The organism is Mycobacterium sp. SVM_VP21, assembly GCA_024758765.1.
GTDB classification, from domain to species: domain Bacteria; phylum Actinomycetota; class Actinomycetes; order Mycobacteriales; family Mycobacteriaceae; genus Mycobacterium; species Mycobacterium heraklionense_C.
In genome coordinates this window covers 3,061,783-3,080,575 of sequence record CP101406.1, presented here as the reverse complement: position 1 = coordinate 3,080,575, position 18,793 = coordinate 3,061,783, and the positions used below count along the sequence as shown (strand labels likewise).

At 66.5% G+C, this 18,793-nt stretch carries 13 protein-coding genes; 7 read left to right on the top strand and 6 right to left on the bottom strand.

Annotated features, from left to right (window positions below; translation table 11 throughout):
* Window positions 1-163: 163 nt before the first annotated feature.
* Window positions 164-3,937 carry a multifunctional oxoglutarate decarboxylase/oxoglutarate dehydrogenase thiamine pyrophosphate-binding subunit/dihydrolipoyllysine-residue succinyltransferase subunit gene (locus NM962_14185; GenBank protein UVO11141.1) on the bottom strand — a complete coding sequence of 1,258 codons (3,774 nt, stop codon included), beginning with the start codon at window positions 3,935-3,937 and terminating at the stop codon, window positions 164-166.
* A gap of 137 nt (window positions 3,938-4,074) precedes the next feature.
* Window positions 4,075-4,920: a hypothetical protein gene (locus tag NM962_14180; protein ID UVO11140.1), complete on the bottom strand. Its 846-nt coding sequence runs from the start codon at window positions 4,918-4,920 to the stop codon at window positions 4,075-4,077.
* 298 nt (window positions 4,921-5,218) lie between these two features.
* Between NM962_14180 and NM962_14175 the strand changes: the two genes are divergently transcribed.
* Window positions 5,219-7,138 (top strand): MFS transporter, encoded by a 1,920-nt coding sequence (locus tag NM962_14175; protein UVO14736.1) that lies wholly within the window; start codon window positions 5,219-5,221, stop codon window positions 7,136-7,138.
* 12 nt (window positions 7,139-7,150) lie between these two features.
* On the opposite strand, the gene NM962_14170 is transcribed toward NM962_14175, so the two are convergent.
* Window positions 7,151-7,723, bottom strand: a complete 573-nt coding sequence (locus NM962_14170) for an LppP/LprE family lipoprotein (protein ID UVO14735.1) — start codon at window positions 7,721-7,723, stop codon at window positions 7,151-7,153.
* A gap of 121 nt (window positions 7,724-7,844) precedes the next feature.
* Here NM962_14170 and NM962_14165 point away from each other — a divergent pair, with 121 nt between their 5' ends.
* Together NM962_14165 and NM962_14160 are read left to right on the top strand one after the other, a co-directional pair.
* Window positions 7,845-9,596 carry a DEAD/DEAH box helicase gene (locus NM962_14165; GenBank protein ID UVO11139.1) on the top strand — a complete coding sequence of 584 codons (1,752 nt, stop codon included), beginning with the start codon at window positions 7,845-7,847 and terminating at the stop codon, window positions 9,594-9,596.
* A complete protein-coding gene (locus NM962_14160; GenBank protein UVO11138.1) occupies window positions 9,593-10,771 on the top strand; it encodes an acyltransferase in 1,179 nt (392 codons plus the stop codon). Before NM962_14165 ends, NM962_14160 begins: the two co-directional genes overlap by 4 nt.
* 37 nt (window positions 10,772-10,808) lie before the next feature.
* On the opposite strand, the gene NM962_14155 is transcribed toward NM962_14160, so the two are convergent.
* Complete coding sequence (locus NM962_14155) at window positions 10,809-11,393, bottom strand: TetR/AcrR family transcriptional regulator (GenBank protein ID UVO14734.1); 585 nt, start codon at window positions 11,391-11,393, stop codon at window positions 10,809-10,811.
* Window positions 11,393-12,613, bottom strand: a complete 1,221-nt coding sequence (locus tag NM962_14150; protein UVO11137.1) for a cytochrome P450 — start codon at window positions 12,611-12,613, stop codon at window positions 11,393-11,395. The genes NM962_14155 and NM962_14150 overlap by 1 nt, the downstream gene beginning before the upstream one ends.
* Window positions 12,614-12,830: 217 nt before the next feature.
* Here NM962_14150 and NM962_14145 point away from each other — a divergent pair, with 217 nt between their 5' ends.
* Genes NM962_14145 through NM962_14130 form a run of 4 tightly spaced genes read left to right on the top strand, consistent with a single transcriptional unit; the run spans window position 12,831 to window position 17,435 of the window.
* On the top strand, window positions 12,831-13,250 hold the full coding sequence (locus tag NM962_14145) for an MmpS family protein (GenBank protein UVO14733.1): 420 nt from the start codon (window positions 12,831-12,833) through the stop codon (window positions 13,248-13,250).
* Window positions 13,247-16,171 (top strand): MMPL family transporter, encoded by a 2,925-nt coding sequence (locus tag NM962_14140; GenBank protein ID UVO11136.1) that lies wholly within the window; start codon window positions 13,247-13,249, stop codon window positions 16,169-16,171. The genes NM962_14145 and NM962_14140 overlap by 4 nt, the downstream gene beginning before the upstream one ends.
* Window positions 16,168-16,602 carry a hypothetical protein gene (locus tag NM962_14135; GenBank protein ID UVO11135.1) on the top strand — a complete coding sequence of 145 codons (435 nt, stop codon included), beginning with the start codon at window positions 16,168-16,170 and terminating at the stop codon, window positions 16,600-16,602. The genes NM962_14140 and NM962_14135 overlap by 4 nt, the downstream gene beginning before the upstream one ends.
* Window positions 16,599-17,435, top strand: a complete 837-nt coding sequence (locus tag NM962_14130; GenBank protein ID UVO11134.1) for a TetR/AcrR family transcriptional regulator — start codon at window positions 16,599-16,601, stop codon at window positions 17,433-17,435. Before NM962_14135 ends, NM962_14130 begins: the two co-directional genes overlap by 4 nt.
* On the opposite strand, the gene NM962_14125 is transcribed toward NM962_14130, so the two are convergent.
* Window positions 17,413-18,780 carry an FAD-binding protein gene (locus NM962_14125; protein ID UVO11133.1) on the bottom strand — a complete coding sequence of 456 codons (1,368 nt, stop codon included), beginning with the start codon at window positions 18,778-18,780 and terminating at the stop codon, window positions 17,413-17,415. The genes NM962_14130 and NM962_14125 overlap by 23 nt on opposite strands.
* Window positions 18,781-18,793: the final 13 nt, after the last annotated feature.

Below are 18,793 nucleotides of genomic sequence, written 5' to 3'. Positions count from 1 at the left end.
CTATCCGGTACCGCCGGTACCGGATTCAGCGCCCCGGCGAGTGTGCGGTTTGGTGGGCATCATCGCCGTGTCGGTGACCAAAGCGCACACTCGGCGCGCCGGCTTCGTGCCTCAGCCGAATGCCGAGCGCTGCCCATGTCTCCTCGGTCTTCGGCTTCGTGCCTCAGCCGAATGCCGAGTCGATGATCTCCTGCTGCTCGACCGCGTGCACCTTCGACGACCCCGATGACGGTGCCGACATGGCGCGGCGCGAGATCCGCTTGACCCCGGTCAGCTTCTCCGGCAACAGCTCCGGCAGTTCCAGACCGAACCGTGGCCAGGCGCCCTGGTTGGCCGGCTCCTCCTGCACCCAGAAGAACTCCCTCGCGTTCGGGTAGCGGTCCAGCGTCGCGGCGAGACGGCGCTTGGGCAGCGGGGCCAGCTGTTCGATCCGCACGATCGCGATGTCGTCACGGCTGTCCTTGGCCTTGCGAGCGACCAGCTCGTAGTAGAGCTTGCCGCTGGTCAGCAGCACCCGGGTGACCTTGCTGCGGTCGCCCACGCCGTCTTCGTAGGTGGGTTCTTCGAGCACCGAGCGGAACTTGACGTCGGTGAAGTCCTTGACGTCGCTGATTGCCGCCTTGTTGCGCAGCATCGACTTCGGGGTGAACACGATCAGCGGCCGCTGGATGCCGTCGAGTGCATGCCTGCGCAGCAGGTGGAAGTAGTTCGACGGGGTCGACGGCACCGCAATCGTCATCGAGCCCTCCGCCCACAGCTGCAGGAAGCGTTCGATGCGCCCGGAGGTGTGATCGGGGCCCTGGCCCTCGTGGCCGTGCGGCAGCAGCAGCACCACGTTGGACAGCTGGCCCCACTTGGCCTCGCCGGAGCTGATGAACTCGTCGATGATCGACTGGGCGCCGTTGACGAAGTCGCCGAACTGGGCCTCCCACAGCACCAGGGCTTCGGGGTTGCCGACGGTGTAGCCGTACTCGAAACCAACGGCGGCGTACTCGGACAATGGCGAGTCGTAGACCAGGAACTTGCCGCCGCTCGGGGTGCCGTCGGCGTTGGTGGCCAGCAGCTGCAATGGGCTGAACTCCGCGCCGTTGGCCTGGTCGATGATGATCGAGTGGCGCTGCGAGAAGGTGCCTCGGCGGGTGTCCTGCCCGGACAGCCGGATCAGCTTGCCTTCGGCGACCAGCGAGCCCAGTGCCAGCAGCTCGCCGAACGCCCAGTCCACCTTGCCCTCGTACGCCATCTCGCGGCGTCGCTCCAGCACCGGAAGTACGCGCGGATGCACGGTGAAGCCCTCGGGGATCGCCATGAACGCGTCGCCGATGCGGGCCAGCATCGCCTTGTCCACCGCGGTGTTCAGTCCGCGCGGCACCTGCTGCTCGGACTCGACCGACTCACTCGGCAGTGCGGCATGCTTCTCCAGTTCGCGGATCTCGTTGAACACCCGCTCCAGTTGGCCGTGGTAGTCGCGCAGCGCGTCCTCGGCCTCTTTCATCGAGATGTCACCACGGCCGATCAGATCTTCGGTGTAGCTCTTGCGAACGCTGTTCTTGGTGCCGATCACGTCGTACATGTACGGGTTGGTCATCGACGGGTCGTCGCCCTCGTTGTGCCCGCGGCGGCGGTAGCACAGCATGTCGATGATGACGTCCTTGTGGAACTTCTGCCGGAAGTCCACCGCAAGCCGGGCCACCCAATCGCACGCCTCCGGATCGTCGCCGTTGACGTGGAAGATCGGCGCGCCGATCATCTTGGCCACGTCGGTGCAGTACTCGCTGGAACGCGAGTAGTCCGGCGCGGTGGTGAAACCGATCTGGTTGTTGACGACGATGTGGATGGTGCCGCCGACCCGGTAACCGGGCAGCAGTGCCATGTTCAGTGTCTCGGCCACCACGCCCTGGCCGGCGAACGCGGCGTCGCCGTGCAGCATCATCGGCACCACCGAGAACGGCGGGTCTTCGTCGGTGCCCAAGGCGCCGCGGCCCAGCAGGTCCTGACGGGCCCGGACCAGTCCCTCCAAGACCGGGTCGACGGCCTCCAGGTGGGACGGGTTGGCGGTCAGCGACACCTGAATGTCGTTGTCGCCGAACATCTGCAGGTACACCCCGGTGGAGCCGAGGTGGTACTTGACGTCGCCGGAGCCGTGCGCCTCGGCCGGGTTGAGGTTGCCCTCGAACTCGGTGAAGATCTGCGAGTAGGGCTTGCCGACGATGTTGGCCAACACGTTGAGCCGGCCACGGTGCGGCATCCCGATGACCACCTCGTCGAGGCCGTATTCGGCGCACTGGTCGATGGCCGCGTCCATCATCGGGATGACCGCCTCGGCGCCTTCCAGGGAGAACCGCTTCTGGCCGACGTACTTGGTCTGCAGGAAGCTCTCGAACGCCTCGGCGGCGTTGAGCTTGCTCAGAATGTACTTCTGCTGCGCCACAGTGGGTTTGACGTGCTTGACCTCGACGCGCTCCTGCAGCCACTGCTGCTGTTCGGGTTCGAGGATGTGGGTGTACTCCACGCCGACGTGGCGGCAGTAGGCGTCGCGCAGCACCGACAGGATCTCGCGCAGCTTGCGGATATCGCTGCCCGGCAGGCCGGTGACCTTGAATTCCCGGTCCAGGTCCCACAGCGTCAGGCCGTGGCTCTGCACGTCCAGGTCGGGGTGGCTGCGGAACCGGGTGTTGTCCAGGCGCAGCGGGTCGATATCGGCCATCAGGTGGCCGCGGTTGCGGTAGGCGGCGATCAGCTCGACGACGCGGGCGTTCTTGTCCACGACCGAGTCTGGGTTGTCCGTCCGCCACCGGACCGGCTCGTAGGGGATGGACAGCTCGAAGAAGATCTCGTCCCAGAACGCGTCCGACAGCAGCATCTCGTGCACGGTGCGCAGGAAGTCACCCGATTCCGCGCCCTGGATGATGCGGTGGTCATACGTCGAGGTCAGGGTGATCACCTTGCCCACCCCGAGTTCGGCGATGCGCTGCTCGCTGGCGCCCTGGAACTCGGCGGGGTACTCCATCGCGCCGACGCCGATGATCGCGCCCTGGCCGGCCATCAGTCGCGGCACCGAGTGCACGGTGCCGATGGTGCCGGGGTTGGTCAGCGAGATCGTCACGCCGGCGAAGTCCTCGGCGGTGAGCTTGCCGTCGCGGGCCCGGCGCACGATGTCTTCGTAGGCGTCGACGAACTGCGCGAAGCGCAGCGATTCCGAGCCCTTGATGGCGGCCACCACCAGGGAGCGCTTGCCGCCGGCGCCCTGCAGGTCAATCGCCAGCCCCAGGTTGGTGTGGGCCGGTGTGACGGCGTTCGGCTTGCCGTCGACCTCGGCGAAATGCCGATTCATGTTGGGGAACTGCTTGACCGCCTGCACGATGGCGTAACCCAGCAGGTGGGTGAACGAGATCTTGCCGCCGCGGGTGCGCTTGAGCTGGTTGTTGATGACGACGCGGTTGTCGATCATCAGCTTGGCCGGCACGGCGCGCACGCTGGTGGCCGTCGGCACCTCAAGGGAGGTGGACATGTTCTTGACCACCGCCGCGGCGGCCCCACGCAACACCTGCAGCTCGTCGTCGGCGAGCGGCGGGGGAGCTTGCGAGGCGGCAGGCTTGGCGGCCGGGGCCGGCTTAGCGGCGGGGGCCGGGACTGCAGCGGGCGGCGCCGCGGGGGCGGGTGCTGCGGGCGCCGGGGGAGTGGGAGGAGCCGACTGCGCGGCGGGAGCCGGGCGGGTCACCGCCGGTGCGGCCGCACCGTCACCACGTTGCGCGTCGGTTTCATGCGCCGTTCCCAGCTTCGCCTCTCCTCCGTCGAGGCTCGCTGAACCGCCGGGGGAGTAGTCGGCCAGGAATTCGTGCCAGCTGGGATCCACGGAGGAGGGATCCTCGCGGAATTTGCGGTACATCTCCTCGACTAGCCACTCGTTCTGACCGAAGGGTGAACTGATACCGCTCACGACAGCTTCTCGCCTCGATTCCTGGTCGTTCGGCGTGGCACTTGCGCCCGCGCCCGCCTGCCCTACAAAGGCTAGCCCCTCGGAGATATTCCGCCAGTTCGCGGGCTATTGTCCGGCGGCCCCGGTCCCGCTGACGGCTATGCGGAGTGGGCTGGAGAGCCCGGGCCGTCATCCAGGGCCGGCACCAGGTGCAAGTTCACCGGCCAGCGGCGGGCGGGGGTGCCGAATGCCTTGCGGGCATTGCCGATGATCTTCTTGCCCATCAGCCGGTTCCCGATGGCACCGATCACAGCTCCCAGGCCGACCGGCAACAGCTTGCCGAACGCCAGCGCCCCGCGGCGCAGGGTGAAGCGCTTGACGAAGTACCGCAGCAGCCGGGAATTCAACTCCCTGACCGCCGGGAGCGGCAGTGCCGCGACGCCCGCCGAACCTTCGGCGAGCCACGCGCCGCTGGTGCGGCCCGGGCCGAGCAGGTCGGCGAGCGCACCCTTGCCCTGGTCGCCCACCAACACCGCCAGCACCAGCGCGCGGCGCCGATCCCCGTTGTCCACGGGAATGCCGTGTACCTCCGCGACGGAAAGCACGAAGAACGCGGTGGCCTCCAGGAAGACCGCGGTCTCCCCGGCGACCGCCGACAGCGCCATCAGGGTGCCGATCGCCGGCACCGCCGCGGTAGCGCCTACCGCAGCGCCGCTGGCTGTGGCAGCCGCCAGGTAACGCTTCTCCAGCTTTGCTATCACCTGGGCCGGATCGGCATCGGGATCACTTCGTCGTAGGCGCTCCACGTAGGCCCGCACCGCCGGACCCTGCACCCGCTCGCTGCGCTCGATGACCCGCGCCAACACCCGGGCCGCCATGGTCGGCTTCTCCTCGTCGGGTTCACGCGGCAGTCCCAGCTTCGCCTCTCCTCCGTCGAGCCTCGCTGAACCGTCGAAGGTCGGCGCCGGGGCCTGCGCCGGGCGTCGCCGTCGAAAGATGCCCATGGCTGCCTCCCGTTTGGACTTGGTGGTGTTCAGGCTAACGCGCTGGTGGTTGTTTACCCGTTTCAACGGATGCGACCGTCGTCCCGCAGCGAACAGCACCGCGGCGATCCGAGTTGTTCCCGGCATCATCTGTCCGTAGCGTCGCAGTGAGGTGGGTTGATGCCCCGAACAGCACAGCGCAGCGACGGGAGGGCGGCGCTTGAGCAGCACGTATGACGACCCGGAACGCGCGGATATCGCACGTTCCGGGTCGTCGCGCTCGGCTGATCCGGTCAACCCGTGGAACGCCCTGTGGGCGATGATGCTCGGCTTCTTCGTGATCCTGGTGGATTCGACGATCGTGGCCGTCGCCAATCCGAGCATCATGTCGGCGCTCGACATCGGCTACGACACGGTGATCTGGGTTACCAGTGCCTACCTGCTGGGCTACGCGGTACCGCTGCTGGTCGCCGGTCGTCTCGGCGACCAGTTCGGGCCCAAGAACCTGTACCTGATCGGGCTGGCGGTGTTCACCGCGGCGTCGCTGTGGTGCGGTTTGGCCGGGGGCATCGAGATGCTGATCGCCGCCCGAGCCGTCCAGGGCATCGGCGCCGCTCTGTTGACCCCGCAAACCCTGTCGGTGATCACCCGCACATTCCCTCCGGAACGGCGCGGCGCGGCCATGAGCGTGTGGGGCGCGACCGCCGGGGTTGCCACGCTGATCGGGCCGCTGGCCGGCGGCGTGCTGGTCGACCGGCTGGGCTGGGAGTGGATCTTCTTCGTCAACGTCCCCATCGGCGCCATCGGGCTGGTTCTGGCCATCGTGCTGATCCCCGAACTGCCGGTGCACCGTCACCGCTTCGACATCCTCGGCGTGGCGCTGTCGGGGGCCGGAATGTTCCTGCTGGTGTTCGCCCTGCAGGAAGGTGAGTCGCAGGGGTGGGCGCCGTGGATCTGGGCGCAGATCTTCGGCGGCCTTTGCTGCATGGCGGTCTTCGTGTACTGGCAGGCCGTCACCGACGGTGAGCCGTTGGTACCGCTGCACATCTTCCGTGACCTCGACTTCGGCCTGGCCAACGCGGGCGTGGCCGTCATCGGTTTCGCGGTCACCGGGATGGTGCTGCCGGTGATGTTCTACGCGCAGGCGGTGTGCGAGATGTCACCCACCCGTGCCGCCCTGTTGACCGCCCCGATGGCGATCGCCAGCGGAGTGCTGGCACCGATTGTGGGAAAGATCGTCGACCGCGCCCATCCCCGGACGGTGGTCGGATTCGGCTTCTCGGTACTGGCGATCGGACTCACCTGGCTGTCCATCGAGATGACACCGGTGACCCCCATCTGGCGGCTGGTGCTGCCGTTCGCGGTGATCGGGGTCGGCATGGCGTTCATCTGGTCGCCGCTGGCGGCCACCGCCACCCGCAACCTTCCGCCGCATCTGGCCGGTGCCGGTTCCGGCGTCTACAACGCGACGCGCCAGGTCGGAGCGGTGCTGGGCAGCGCAGGCATGGCCGCCTTCATGACGTCGAGGATCGCCGCCGACCTGCCGCCCATGCCGGGGGGCCGGCAGCCCGAGCATGCTTCCGCGGTCCTGCAGCTGCCCGAGTTCCTGCACGAGCCGTTCGCGGCGGCGATGTCGGAGGCGACGCTGCTGCCCGCCTTCGTTGCGCTGTTCGGGGTGGTCGCCGCGCTGTTCATGGTCGGCTACGTCATCGACCCGGACCGCCGGAGGACCAGCCGGAGCGACCACCGCGCCGATGCCGACGATTTCGGTGACTTCGACGACTTTGACGACTTCGATGATCCGGATGACTTCGATGACTTCGATGAGGACCCCGGTAACGCCAGAGCCCCTGAACGCGTCAGCCTGTCGCGACGCTTCCACGCCCTGCAGGTCGAACCTGCGGCCGACGAACGCACTGACCCGATCCCGGTTGTCGCGACGAGAGCCACTCCGGCTCGCCGTGCGCAGGACCCCGCCACCGAACCGCTGACTGTCGAGATTCCGCGGGTGCCGGTGGTGATTGCGGAGCCCGAGCCGGTGGCACTGCACCACAACGGTTTTGATGTCGATGCGGGACACCAGCTGCGTTCGCTCACCAACGGGGCTGCGGTGCCCGACGTGCTGGCCAAATTCGGGATCACCGGCAACAGTTCGACCCGCCGAAATCGGCACTATCGCGAGGACCCCGACGACACCGATGCCTTCGGGCGCCACTCGCAGCGCGACAGTTGGTTCTGAGGGCGCGACCGGTTACCGAGTGGTGTTGCCGACGATGTCCACCCCATTGCCGTTCCAGTGGAATTTCACGATCCCGGCCAACCCCGGTATACCGCTGGCGTTTCGCAGCGCCACCGTGTCGCCGGTGGACTGCGCCACGTCGATTCCGCTGAACCCATAGGTGTCCGGCACGGCTTGGGGAAGGAATTCGCCGCGGTGAAACAGCACCGCCCGCGTACTCGGGTGTTCGGCATTGGTGTTGGCCTTGACGACCACCGCCGAGATGTCGGCACAGGCGTTGTAGTTGCCAGCCAGCGGCTCCGGGCTCCATGGCTGCTTGCTGCGCGGATCGGGGGGCAGCTCGGAGACGGCTTTGGCGATTGCCGGCGCGGCCAGGTTGACCGCGCACGGATCTGCGGGCGCCGGGCTGTTCGACGTGGCAGGCCCGGTGGTGGCTGGGGGCGCCTCCGGCGGCGCGGCGGCCGGGCTGGTGTTCTCCGGGGTCTTGGCGACGGTGGAGTCACCCGAACCGCAACCGGCCAGCAGAGCTACGGCCAGTGCGGCGACCAGTACTGAGGATTTGGCGGCACTTGGCACACCGGGCACCGTACCGCCGCCCGGCCGGCCGCCCGGGGAGGCGTGGCCGACCACCGATGTCGGGTCCGCCACTGTCGGCGATCAACAGTGGCGGTAGGTGGGCCGCTTTGCCCGTAGACTGCTAAGCGCTATGACCTCGCCTGATGCCCCCGCTGAGCCGTTCCCGGACACCACTGGGTCCCTGTCGGACCCGCCCACCCCGACTTTCGCCGACCTGCAGATCCACCCCTCGGTGCTGAAGGCCGTCGCCGAGGTGGGCTACGAGACGCCCTCGGCGATTCAGGCCGCCACCATCCCGGCCCTGCTGGAGGGTTCCGACGTGGTCGGGCTGGCCCAGACCGGCACCGGCAAGACCGCCGCGTTCGCCATTCCGATCCTGTCGCGCATCGACACCACCAGCAAAGCCACCCAGGCGCTGGTGCTCGCGCCAACCCGCGAGTTGGCGCTGCAGGTCGCCGAGGCGTTCGGGCGCTACGGTGCGCATCTGCCCCGGATCAACGTGCTGCCGATCTACGGCGGCGCGTCCTACACCGTGCAGCTGTCCGGGCTCAAGCGCGGCGCGCAGGTCGTGGTCGGTACTCCGGGCCGGGTCATCGATCACCTGGAACGCGGCAGCCTGGACTTGTCGCACCTGGATTACCTGGTGCTCGACGAGGCCGACGAGATGCTGCAGATGGGATTCGCCGAGGACGTCGAGCGCATCCTGGCCGACACCCCCGAGTACAAGCAGGTGGCGCTGTTCTCGGCGACCATGCCCTCGGCCATTCGCCGCATCACCAGCCGCTACCTGCACGACCCCGTCGAAGTCACTGTCAAGGCGAAAACCACCACCGCGGAGAACATCACCCAGCGCTACATCGAGGTCGCCGGGCCCCGCAAGATGGACGCGCTGACCCGGGTGCTCGAAGTCGAGCCCTTCGAAGCGATGATCGTCTTTGTTCGCACCAAGCAGGCCACCGAAGAGGTCGCCGAAAAGCTGCGCGCCCGAGGATTCTCCGCGGCGGCGATCAACGGTGACATTGCCCAGGCGCAGCGAGAGCGGACCATCGCCTCGCTGAAGAACGGCAATATCGACATCCTGGTCGCCACCGATGTCGCCGCCCGCGGACTGGACGTGGAGCGGATCTCGCATGTCGTCAACTACGACATTCCCAACGACCCCGAGGCCTATGTGCACCGGATCGGGCGCACCGGGCGCGCCGGGCGTTCGGGAACCGCGCTGCTGTTCGTCAACCCGCGGGAACGCCACCTGCTGCGGCTGATCGAGAAGGTGACTCGGCAGAAGCTGATCGAGGCCGAGCTGCCCAGCGTCGACGACGTCAATGCTCAGCGGGTCGCCAAGTTCGCCGACGCGATCACCAACCATCTCAGTGCGTCGGGCATCGAGCTGTTCCGCCGTTTGGTCGAGGACTACAGCCGCGAGCACAACGTGCCGATGGCAGACATTGCCGCCGCACTGGCGCTGCAGTCTCGCGACGGTGAGGCGTTCCTGATGGTGGAGCCGCCGCCGGACAAGCGACGCGAACGCGCCAAGCCGGATCGCGACGGCGGCCGCGACGACCGCAAAGGTGACCGCAAGGGCCCGCCTAAAGACGGATTCGCGACCTACCGTATCGCGGTCGGCAAGCGGCACAAGGTCAACCCGGGTGCGATCGTCGGGGCGCTGGCCAACGAGGGTGGTCTGAATCGCAGCGATTTCGGCAACATCAGCATCAAGGTGGACCACTCGCTGGTCGAGCTGCCCGCCAAACTGTCCGGCAAGACGCTCAAGGCGTTGGAGCAGACCCGGATTCAGGGCCAGCTGATCAACCTGCGTTGTGACCGGCCGTCTGGCAAACCCGATCGGCGTGGCGAGGGTGGGTACCGGAAACGGACCGAATGACCCTGCCGCGCGACGAGGTCGAGCAGGGCGGGCTCGAACAGGTCTCTCACGTGGACCGGGTTGCCTCGCTGACCGGTGTGCGTGCGGTGGCGGCGCTCCTGGTGGTCGGAACGCATGCGGCCTACACCACCGGTAAGTACACCCACGGCTACGCGGGATTGCTGGGTTCCCGGATGGAGATCGGGGTGCCGATCTTCTTCGTGCTCTCCGGTTTTCTGCTGTTTCAGCCCTGGGTGCGGGCCACTGCATTGGGGCGCCCGGACCCGTCGGTGCGCCGCTACGCCTGGCACCGGGTGCGGCGCATCATGCCCGCCTATGTCGTCACGGTGGCGCTGGCCTATGTGATCTACCACTACCGCGCCGCCGGACCGAACCCCGGCCACAACTGGATCGGGCTGCTGCGGAACCTGACGCTGACTCAGATCTACACCGACAACTACATGTTCGGGTATCTGCACCAGGGCCTCACCCAGATGTGGAGTCTCGCAGTCGAAGTCGCCTTCTACGTAGTGCTGCCGCTGCTGGCGTATGTGACATTGGTCTGGCTGTGCCGCCGGCAGTGGCGGCCGGGGCTGCTGCTGGCCGGGTTGGCTGCGGCGGCAGCGATCACGCCGGCCTGGCTGACGCTCGTACACACGACCGACTTCCTGCCCGACGGCGCCCGGCTGTGGCTGCCGGGCTATCTGGCCTGGTTCGTCGCCGGGATGACGCTCACGGTGCTACAGGCGATGGGCGTGCGCTGCTACGGCTTCGTGGCGATTCCGTTGGCGCTCATCTGCTACCTCATCGCTTCCACGCCGATCGCGGGGGAGCCCACCACGTCACCGGCCAAACTCTCCGAGGCCTTGGTCAAGGCCGGGTTCTACGCCGTGATCGCCGCGCTGATGGTGGCGCCGCTGGCGTTGGGCAATCGCGGTTGGTACGCGCGACTGCTGGCGAGCCGGCCGATGGTGTGGCTGGGGGAGATCTCCTATGAGATCTTCCTGGTTCACCTGGTGCTGATGGAGGTGGTGATGGTCGAGGTGCTGCACACCCCGGTCTACACCGGCTCGATGCTGGCGCTGTTCGTGGTCACCATGGTCGTCACCGTGCCGGTGTCCTGGCTGCTGCACCGGCTCACCCGGGTGCGTCCCGCCCAGCGTGAAGTTGCCTTCACGCTCAGGGGTCGAACGTGAAGCTGGCTTCACGCTCGGCGGGCGGTTCGGCCGGAGGTTACGAAGACTGTACCGTCGGCGACACCACGACCGGGACCACGAACTGCGTCAGCATTTCTCGCTCGTCGTCGGCGTCGCGCCCCGGGAAGCTCAGCATCGACGTCACCACCCGTACCACCCATCGGGCGCGTTGCGGAACCGCGTCGTTGTCTTCGGCGCCCAAGGCGGACAGGAACGACGCGACCATCACGGTGATGACATCGGACCGCGCGGCCATCGCGGCACCGATCGGTGGTCCGGTCTCGGCGAACCACGACGCCAGCGCCGGGTTGCCGCGCACCAGTGCCAGCGATTCGGTGATCCCGGCGACCAGCCGCTCCGCCGGCTCGTCGATGCCGGCCAGCCGCCGGGTCAACTCGTGATAGAGCGCATTCGCCCACCGGTGCACGTAGGCGGTGTGCAGCGCGTCGCGGCTCTCGAAATACCGATACAGCGTGGCGCGGGAGCAGCCTGCGGCGCGGGCAATCTCAGTCATGCCCACCGAGGCGGGGTCCTGTTCGGCGAACAGTTTCTCGGCCGCGTCGAGAATTTTCTCGGCGGCCAACTCGCCGCGCTGATCGGACAGCCAGGCCCGCCCGGCCATCACGATCCGACGGTGAAGGGCACCGACAGTGGGCGCCGTACGTAATTGCCGCCGGCCCAGACGATCCCGGATTCGTCGACCGCGTAGTTCGGGCAGCGGGCCAGCAGCTCTTCCAGCGCCACGCGGGCCTGCATCTTCGCTGCCTGGTTGCCGATGCAGTGGTGCGCGCCGTAGCTGAAGGTGAGGATCTGGTGCGGCTTGCGGCGCACGTTGAGCTCGGCGGCGTCCGGCCCGAACTGGCGTTCGTCGCGGTTGCCCGAGCCGTACAGCAGCAATACCTTGCGGTCCGCCGGAATGGTGGTGTCGCCGATTGCGACGTCGCGGGTGGTGGTGCGGGCCAGCCCCTGCACGGGGGAGGTCAGCCGGAGCAACTCCTCGACGGCGTCGCGGATCAGCTCGGGATTGTCGACGAGAAGCTGACGTTGCTCGGGGGAGCGCTGCAGCAATTGCACTGAGCCGCCGAGCATTCCGGTCGTGGTGTCGTTGCCGCCGGTGACCATGGTGAAGGCGAAGGCCAGTACCGACAGCAACCCGTTGATGTCACCGTCGGCACCCATTCCGGCTGCCACCAGGTGCGAGACGGTGTCATCCTGCGGGTCGGTGCGGCGGCGCTCGATGAGCCCGGTGAAATAACCCATCATCTCCCCGATCGCGTCCCCGGCCGAGGCGACCCCGTCCTCGCTGACGGTGGCCGCGACAATCGCTTCGGTCCAGCGATCGAACTGGCTGCGGTCCTCTTCCGGCACACCCAAATAGTGCGCGACCACCATCGACGGCAGCGGCTTGAACAGCTCGGCGACGATGTCACCGCCGCCGTTGGCCTGCAGCCGCTCGAGGCGCTCGACGACGAACTCGCGCACCTTGGGCTCCAGCAACTCCACCTGCCGCGGCATGAAGCCGCGGGCCACCAGCTTGCGAAACTCGGTGTGTACCGGCGGATCCTGCATCACCATCGGCGGGTTGTCGGCCAGGCCGATCATCTCCAGCTCGCCGTAGTTGACGGTCAGTCCCTGCGCGGAGGAGAACGTTTCGTGGTCGGCGGCGGCCGCCCAGATGTCGGCGTGCCGAGACAGCACGTAGTAGTCCTGGTTGGGCGCGTTCTCCGGGATCACGTGGTGGACCGGGTCGTGGTCGCGCAGCGCGGCGTACATCGGCCAGGGGTTGGGCCAGGTGTCGGCGTTGCAGAGTTCAAATTTCGGATGAGACAGCGTGGTCGTCATGTCTCATTGATACGACAAGAGTGCATTTGGTGTCAATGGCTGCGGGATTCCTGATTTCTGTACCGCAGCTGACACGGCACTTGTGTGAGACTGTAATGCAGTCTACGTTTGCCGCTATGTCACACGGCCGGCCAGGAACCTCGAGCGAGTGGATACCGCACATTGGTGGTCGTGCGTGAACAGGCATGACAGCCAGAAGGTCTCATGGGTACGCCGCCTGGGCCACAACTGGAAGCCGTTGACGGCGGTGGTCGTCGTGTTCGTCGCGGGACTTACGGTGTATCGCCTGCACGGCATTTTCGCGTCCCACGACGTCGTGTCTACCCCCAGTGGTTTCGCCAACGACGTTGCACCGTTCAACCCCAAGCGAGTGCTCATCGAGGTGTATGGCCCGCCGGGAACTGTCGCGACCATCACCTATTTGGATGTGGATGCGCAACCGCAACGTGCCGACGCTGTTGTGCTGCCCTGGTCCTACGACGCGACGACGACGAAACCGGCCGTTGCTGCCAATGTTGAGGCGCAAGGCGATAGCGATTCGATCAGCTGCCGGATCACGATCGACGGCGACGTGAAAGACGAGAGAACGGCCGATGCCTTGCACGCCTTCACCTACTGTATGGACAAGTCCGGATGAGCCCGCAAATCTCGTGGCGTCGGGTCCCGGACCTGCTGCGGCGCTACTCCGTCGCGATCGTATTCTTCTGGCTCGCTGTTGCCATGGTGACGAATGTCTTTGTACCGCAACTGGAGAAGGTGGCCGAAGCAAACAACGCGTCACTGAGCCCGCAGGACGCACCGTCGCTGCAGGCCGCCAAGCACATCGGTGCGGTTTTCCAAGAGTTCAGTTCGGACAGTTCGGCGATGATCGTGCTGGAGGGCGATCAGCCCTTGGGTGCCGATGCGCACCACTACTACGACGGTTTGATCGACAAGCTCAAGCGGGACACCCGGCACGTCGAGCACGTTCAGGACTTCTGGGGCGATCCCCTGACCGCGGCCGGCTCGCAGAGCAACGACGGCAAGGCCGCGTTGGTGCAGGTCTACCTCGCAGGAAACCAAGGCGAATCACTGGCCAACGAATCGGTCGATGCGGTGCGCAACATCGTCAATGACACGCCGCCGCCGCCGGGCGTACGGGCCTATGTGACTGGCGCCGCGCCGTTGGTCACCGACCAATTCGAAGTCGGCAGCAAGGGCACCTGGAAGACGACCCTGATCACCATCGGCGTCATCCTGATGATGCTGTTGTGGTTGTACCGACGCATCACCACCGCGGTCCTGGTGATCTTCATGGTGATGATCGAGTTGACCGCGTCGCGCGGCGTCGTCGCCGTGTTGGCCAACGCCGGCATCATCAAACTGTCGACGTACTCGACGAATCTTCTGACCCTGCTGGTGATCGCTGCCGGCACCGACTACGCAATCTTCCTGCTCGGCCGCTTCCACGAAGCCCGCTACGGCGGCCAGGACCGGGTCACGGCGTTCAACACGATGTATCACGGCACCGCACACATCATTTTGGGCTCGGGCCTGACGATTGCCGGTGCGGTGTTCTGCCTGACCTTTGCTCGGCTTCCGTATTTTCAGACACTGGGTGTCCCGGCAGGTATCGGAGTTCTCGTCGCTGTCGCCGCGGCCTTGACGTTGGCGCCCGCCATGCTCGCCGTCGGCCGGCACTTCGGCCTGTTCGAGCCCGCGCGGGAGCTGAGTACCCAGGGCTGGCGGCGAATCGGCACTGCTCTGGTGCGCTGGCCCGTACCCATCCTGGTGGCGACGATCGCGGTCGCGCTGATCGGCCTGCTCGCCCTGCCCGGCTACAAGACCAGCTATGACACCCGACCGTACATGCCGGCTGACGCCCCGGCCAACGTCGGCTATGCCGCTGCCGAACGGCACTTTTCGCAGGCCAGGCTCAACCCCGAGCTGCTGATGATCGAAGCCGACCACGACATGCGCAACCCGACGAACATGATCCTGCTCGAGCGCGTGGCCAAGGCGATCTTCCACACCGACGGCATCGCGCAGGTCCAATCGATCACCCGGCCGCTGGGCACGCCCTTGGATCACACATCGATCCCGTTCCAGATCAGCGCTGGCAGCGCGACGCAGATCCTCAACCTCCCCTTCCAGGAGTCACAAGCCGCCACCATGCTCAAACAGGTTGACGTGATCAACAATTCGATCGATATCCTGCGCCAGCAGTACCTACTGCAACAGCAATCGGGCGCCATCACCGGTGAGCAGGCGAAGGCATTTGCCCAGACGGTGACTACCGCGGCGGATCTACGGAACAAAATCGCCAATTTCGACGACTTCATCCGCCCGCTGCGCAGCTACTTCTACTGGGAACCGCACTGCTTCGATATCCCGGTGTGCGCGGCCATCCGGTCGGTGCTCGACGCGCTCGACGGGATCGACGTGCTCACCTCTCAGCTCGACGACGTCGCCGGGAGTATCGCCAAACTCGATGCACTGCAACCCAAGTTGCTCGGCCTGATCCCGCCCCAGATCGCCAGTCAGGAACGAAACCGCGACCTGACCATGTCGAACCACGCGACCAGTTCCGGGTTGAACGACCAGGCTGCTGCCGGCCTCGACAACGCGACCGCTATGGGTACGGCATTCGACGAGGCGAAAACCGACGATTCGTTCTATCTGCCGCCGGAGGTCTTCGCCAATCCGGAATTCCTGCGGGGCGTGAAGATGTTCATGTCGCCCGACGGCAAGGCGGCCCGGATGATCATCACCCATGAGGGCGATCCCGCGACGCCGGAGGGTATTTCGCACATTGCCGCGATTCGTCATGCTGCGCGGGATGCGGTCAAGGGAACTCCGCTCGCAGGCTCCAAGATCTACCTCGCCGGCACCGCGGCCACCTATAAGGACATCGCCGACGGCGCCAAATACGACTTGATGATCGCCGGAGTCGCGGCGCTGAGTCTGATCTTGCTGGTGATGATGTTCATCACCGGCAGCGTCATCGCCGCACTGGTCATCGTCGGCACCGTAGCGCTGTCTTTGGGAGCGTCTTTCGGGCTCTCGGTGCTGATTTGGCAGTACATCTTCGGCATCCAGCTGTACTGGATCGTGCTGGCACTGGCGGTCATCCTGCTGCTGGCCGTGGGATCCGACTACAACCTGCTGCTGATATCCCGATTCAAGGAGGAACTCCATGCCGGCATCAACACCGGCATCATCCGCGCGATGGCCGGCTCCGGATCGGTAGTCACCTCGGCGGGTTTGGTCTTCGCCGCCACGATGGCATCGTTCATGTTCGCCGAGTTGCGGGTCCTGGGGCAGATCGGCACCACGATCGCCCTCGGGCTGTTGTTCGACACCCTGATCGTGCGGTCGTTCATGACCCCGTCGATCGCAGCGCTGCTGGGCCGCTGGTTCTGGTGGCCGCTGAAGGTACGGCCCCGGCCCGCCAGCCAGATGCTGCAGCCCTATGGATCCCGTGCGGCGGTGCGCCAATTGTTGCTGTGGGACGACGACGATCCGAGCACGTCCACGGCAAGCCCAGCTGCGAGCAACAAGGGGGGAGGGGGACGATGAGCCTTTTCTGGGGTGCTCTGACGGCTTTGGCAGCTGTGATGGCCATGGTTTTCGCGACGTGTGCCTTCGTCTACGTCCAGCGGCTGGAGCATAGGGCTCCGGCCGCACTGGGCGAAGAGATAGGTTCCCACAAAACAGTGCTGGCCAAAGTGCGGAAGCGTCAACCACTGACCCACGACGAATTCGAATACGCTCAGGAACTGGTCGCCGACGCCCGGTCTCCACTGGCGTATGCGATCCCCGCTGCCATCTTCTCCGCGGGCTTGTTCTACATTGTCGGCTGCCTGCATGAACTCGACGTCCATGGCGGCCACCCCTCATTCCGGACCTTCATCGGGGGCTTTCCCATGTTGGGCTCGTTGAACATGCTCGGACAGTTCCAGAGAGTCGCGCGATTGCAGTCGCGCCTAAAAGATGCTGTCCTGCTGTGAGCCGCCACGTTGATACCACCACGAAGTCCGTGGAAACCGTTGCGCCGGAGCTGATCGAGGCCGCGGTGCGCGCCGCCGAAACACTCCAACGCGACATTGTTGAAGTCCCGGTCAGTGCCATCGCTGCCGAAGCCCAAATTTCCCGTAGCACACTGCTTCGCAGGTTGGGCGGATCTCGCAGGGTTCTCGATGCCGCGGTCCGCGCCGCCGGTATCGACCCCGGCGGCCGGCCCCCGGTACGGGTGCGAGCGCTGAGCGCGGCCGCCGAGTTGATCAGCGAGAACGGCTTGGCCGCAACCACCCTGGACATCATTGCCGAACGTGCCGACTGTTCGGTGTTCAGCTTGCACGCCGTTTTCGGCGGACGCGACGAACTGCTACGCGCAGTATTCGATCAGTACAGTCCTATCGGCGACATCGAAGACTATCTCGCCGCCGTGCCGGATGATCTCCGTACCACGGTGCACGGCATTTACCGCACGATCGCGGACGTGCTGAGCCGTGAACCGCGTGTCGCTCCCGCGATGCTTGCGGAGGTGTACTCGCGGCCGGCAAGTCCCACGGTGCAGTCACTGACCCGCTACGCGGCGCCACGTATGTTGGGCACCCTCGGAGCCTGGTTTGAGGCAGAGATCCGCGCAGGCCGCATCAAGGATCAGCCGCTGCTGGTGCTGATCCAGCAACTTCTCGGACCGATGGTCGTTCACATGCTGATGCGTCCGGCGTTCCCCGACGCTCTCGACTTCATGCTGCCCGACGTCGACAGCATCTGCGAACACTTGACCGCCAATTTCCTTGCCGCCGTGGGGACTAAATCCCCGAACCCGGGTTGAGGATGCCCAGCGGGTCGAGTGCGGCCTTGACCCGCTGGTTCAGCGCCATCACGTCGGGCCCCAGTTGCTCGCCCAGCCACGGCCGCTTCAACCGCCCCACGCCGTGCTCGCCGGTGATAGTGCCGCCCAGCGCCAGGGCCAGATCCATGATTTCGCCGTAGGCGAGCTCGGCGCGGCGCACCTGGTCGGGGTCATTCGGGTCGTGCACGATCAGCGGGTGCGTATTGCCGTCGCCGGCGTGGGCGATCACCGAGATCAGCAGGCGGCGCTCGGCGGCGATGTTCTCGATACCGGTGATCAGCTCCGCCAGCCGCGGCACCGGCACCCCGACATCCTCCAACAGCAGCGGGCCTTTCGCCTCGACCGCCGGGATACAGAATCGCCGGGCCGCCACGAAACCCTCGGCCTCGACCGGGTCGTCGGTGGAGAACACCTCCTTGGCGCCATGCTCGCCGAACACCCGCGCCATCAGCTCGACATCCTCGGCGCCCGCATGGCCGCGCTCATCGGAGGCCGCCACCAGCATGGCCGCGGCCTCGCGGTCCAGCCCCATACGCAGTTGGTCTTCGACGGCGTTGATCGCCGCGGCGTCCATGAACTCCAGCATCGACGGGCGCAGCCGCCCGGACACGTCGAGCACCGCCTCGGCCGCGGCGGTCACCGAGTCGAAAGTGGCTACCACCACCGCCGATTTCGGCTGAGCCGGTAAGAGTCGCAGGGTCACCTCGGTGACCACCCCCAGGGTGCCCTCGCTGCCGACGAACAACTTGGTCAGTGAGAGCCCGGCGACGTCCTTGAGGCGGGGCCCGCCCAGGCGCACGGCGGTGCCGTCGGCCAGCACCACCTGCAGGCCCAGCACATAGTCGGTGGTCACGCCGTACTTGACGCAGCACAGGCCACCGGCGTTGGTGGCGATGTTGCCGCCGATGCTGCAGATCTCGAACGACGACGGGTCCGGCGGGTACCACAGGCCGTAGGCGGCGACGGCCTTCTTCACCTCGGCGTTGAGCAGGCCCGGCTGGCACACCGCGGTGCGGGTGACCGGGTCGACGGTGATCTCGCGCATCTTCTCGGTACACAGCACGATCCCGCCGTCGATCGCCGTGGCGCCGCCGGACAGGCCGGTGCCCGCGCCGCGAGTCACCACCGGCACCCGATGGGCGCTGGCCCACCGCATGACCGCCTGCACTTCTTCGGTGCGCAACGGGCGCACCACCGCCAGGGGCCGGCCCGCCATCGGGTCCAGCGCCTTGTCCTGCCGATAACCCTCGGTGATCGTCGGATCGGTGACCACCATGCCTTCGGGGAGATCGGCGATGAGCTGGGTCAGTGCGTCGGCGTTCACGCTGGCGATCCTA